Here is a 2,795-nt window from a genome sequence, read left to right as displayed (position 1 = left end):
ACGGCCGCAAAATGGATGTTCAGCCCGTCCATCTTGCTGGCGTCCGCCGACAGCGGCCTGAACCAGGACGAGGTCGGCAGCACAGCGAGATTGTTCACCGTGCGGGTAATCCTCGATTGCAGCGCCGAACTCGCCGCCACCATGCGTTCGGCCTCGCCAAAGACGATGCGCGCCTGATCGCGCGTGGTTGCCGCCGAATAGACATGTGCACCGGGCTCGCCATCGGCAATCAGCGCATAGAGCGCCGTGCCGGCCAGAAGCACCGACTTGCCGTTCTTGCGCGCTACCTCGACATAGGCTGTGCGGTAGCGGCGCAATCCATCCTTGCGCTTCCAGCCATAAAGCGAGCCGACGACGAACTGTTGCCAGCCCTGCAGCACGAAGGGTTCGCCGGCCCATTCGCCGGTCGAGTGGCGCAGATGGCCGAAGAAGTCGATCGCGTGCCGTGCAGCATCAATATCCCAAACCAGACCGCGTTTGCTTCCAGCTTTCAGGTCCGCTAGATGCCGTTCGCAGGCCAAACGAACAAGACGGCCGGCGACGATCTTGCCGTCAACGACAGCCCGGGCGTAGGCGGTGACCGGACAGGATGACGCTTTCCTGACCGAGCCGGATTTACGCTTTTCGGCCACGGGTCAAAAAGTCCTCGAAGGGGTCGCTGGTCTCGGCAGGCTCTGCCATGCGGATGCGCGAGCGACTCGACGGCGTCAGCCCGAACTCGGCCTCGATCTGCGCCATCTGCGCCAGGCATTTGTTGGCGACAGCCAGGAACGGGTTCTGGATGATGTTGTCGTTCGAGGTCTTTACCACCGGCCCACGGCGCTTCACTTCCTGTTCTGCCTCCAGCCAGCGCCGCCAGATCACGACGTAGCGGGCGAGCGCACCGGTATCGAGTTCGGTCATCACGCCATGACGCGCCAGCATCTCAGCCATCGCAGTGAACTTGGCGCTTGCCTTCTCATCAAGATGATCCGGCGGCGCAGGAACTGCCACCACCGGCTTCGGCTCGGCCTTGTTCAGGCGATGCGGACGGGCCGTACCCTTGACCAGCTTCAGATGCGTCGGCAGCGGTTTGCGGCCGGCCATGTCAAAACTCCATTCAACTATCCTGAGCCTTCACCCCGAAGGCGCACGGCCTCGAACAGCCGACGCAAGGTGAACGAACGGGCTATGCTGACCACGGTGAAGATTGCGCCCATCGCCATGTTTTCGGAAAGCGTGGTCGTCAGTCCGAACAGTGGGAACACTACGATCTGGGTGATGACCGCGATGCCGTAACCGACTGCGACATTGGTGAGTGATTCCACCAGCGACATGGTTCGCGACTGCTTCATGCCGCATCAGCCTGTTCCGGCACACGCTCAGCAGCGATTTCATCAAAGCTGCGGCCGTCACCATCCAGCGTCGCCACCTTGCCGGTAAATTCCTGCCATCGTTTGACGACGACATCGCAGAAGGCTTCTGACAGTTCGAGGCCGTAAACCTTGCGGCCGGTCTTTTCGCCGGCAATCAGCTGCGATCCCGATCCGGAGAACGGCTCGTAACAGATATCGCCCGGTCTTGTGTGCAGCTGCATCGGCAGCGTGAACACCCGCACCGGTTTCGAGGTCGGATGCTCGCGCGTCTCGATCTCGGACGAAGGAATGTTCCACACCGTGGTCGGCCAGCTCTCGAACCCCTCGCGGTTGATGCGGGGCTTCTTGCCGCGAACCCAGCCGAACAGGCAGGGCTCGTGCGCCCACAGCATGACCGAGCGGGTCAGCNTTTCCAGCATGCGCTGGCGGCGCGAGGCGTGCCAGCAATACCATGCCACATCCTCGGCAATGGCATGCTCGATCGCCACCTTGCAGAAGGCCTCGTAGAATTGTGGGCCCTGGCTGGAATCATCCCAGTGCGGCTGCTCGATGTAATCCTCGCCCCAATCCTTGTTGGCGATTCTCTTCGCCCGCGCCGACGCATTCTTCTTCGTCGGATGGTTGGTTCCGTCATAGTCGACCAGGTAGGGTGGATCGGTGGCAAACAGCGCCGCCCGTTCGCCGTTCATCAGGCGACCAACATCTTCCGGCGAGGTGCTATCACCGCACAGCAGCCGGTGATCACCCAGCAGCCACAGATCGCCGCGCCGTGTGACAGGTGTTGCCGGAACTTCCGGAATGGCGTCGTCCTCGGTCAGCCCATCCTGTTCGTCATGGCTGCCGTAAAGCAGGCTCTGCAACTCGTCGTCGCCGAAGCCGGTGAGGCCAAGGTCAAAGCCGGCCTCCTGCAGGTCGGAGAGCTCGAGCGCCAGCAGCTCCTCGTCCCAGCCGGCATTCATGGCAATGCGGTTGTCGGCGAGCACCAGCGCCCGGCGCTGCGTCTCCGACAGTCCCGCCAGCACGATCGTCGGCACCGTCTCCATACCGAGCTTGCGCGCCGCCAGCACGCGGCCATGGCCGGCGATCAGCGTGCCGTCCTCGGCAATCAGCACCGGATTGGTGAAACCGAACGCGCGGATTGACCCGGCGATCTCGGCCACCTGCGCGTCCGAATGCGTGCGGGCATTGCGTGCATAGGGAACCAGATCATCAAGCTTGCGATATTCGACGGCCAGCTGACGCTCAATGCCATCAACACCGATATGCGCAGTTTCAGCGATTGCCATTTTCTGTATCCAATAAAATCAATAGCTTAGTCATGCGCCCCCCCATCGCCATTTTGGCCACGGATGCGCGTTTGGTGGCGCGCGGTCCTGGCAGCAAACTTTCGCTACTTTTGAGGTCCCCGGGGGGGTGTTGCGGGCTCATGTGCAGCGCCGC

4 protein-coding genes are annotated in these 2,795 nt (G+C 62.2%); all 4 read right to left on the bottom strand.

The genetic code is table 11. The annotated features are described in order from the left end of the window. Positions 1–632: terminase large subunit domain-containing protein (locus tag ACFO1V_RS01820; protein WP_380075042.1), on the bottom strand; the 632-nt coding region annotated here is incomplete at its 3' end. Continuing rightward, positions 616–1,086, bottom strand: coding sequence for a phage terminase small subunit P27 family (locus tag ACFO1V_RS01815; RefSeq protein ID WP_121987345.1), 471 nt, complete (start codon positions 1,084–1,086; stop codon positions 616–618). The genes ACFO1V_RS01820 and ACFO1V_RS01815, both read right to left, overlap by 17 nt. Before the next feature lie 17 nt (positions 1,087–1,103). After that, the gene (locus ACFO1V_RS01810; protein ID WP_176587766.1) at positions 1,104–1,334 is read right to left on the bottom strand and encodes a DUF7220 family protein; all 231 of its coding nucleotides are present in this window, start codon (positions 1,332–1,334) and stop codon (positions 1,104–1,106) included. Next, on the bottom strand, positions 1,331–2,641 hold the full coding sequence (locus ACFO1V_RS01805; protein WP_380075041.1) for a site-specific DNA-methyltransferase: 1,311 nt from the start codon (positions 2,639–2,641) through the stop codon (positions 1,331–1,333). The genes ACFO1V_RS01810 and ACFO1V_RS01805 overlap by 4 nt, the downstream gene beginning before the upstream one ends. Between the last annotated feature and the right edge of the window lie 154 nt (positions 2,642–2,795).

Source organism: Daeguia caeni (genome assembly GCF_042653845.1).
GTDB lineage: Bacteria > Pseudomonadota > Alphaproteobacteria > Rhizobiales > Rhizobiaceae > Brucella > Brucella caeni.
The sequence above is the reverse complement of the archived record's forward strand: the minus strand, read 5'-3'. Positions and strand labels throughout refer to the sequence as shown.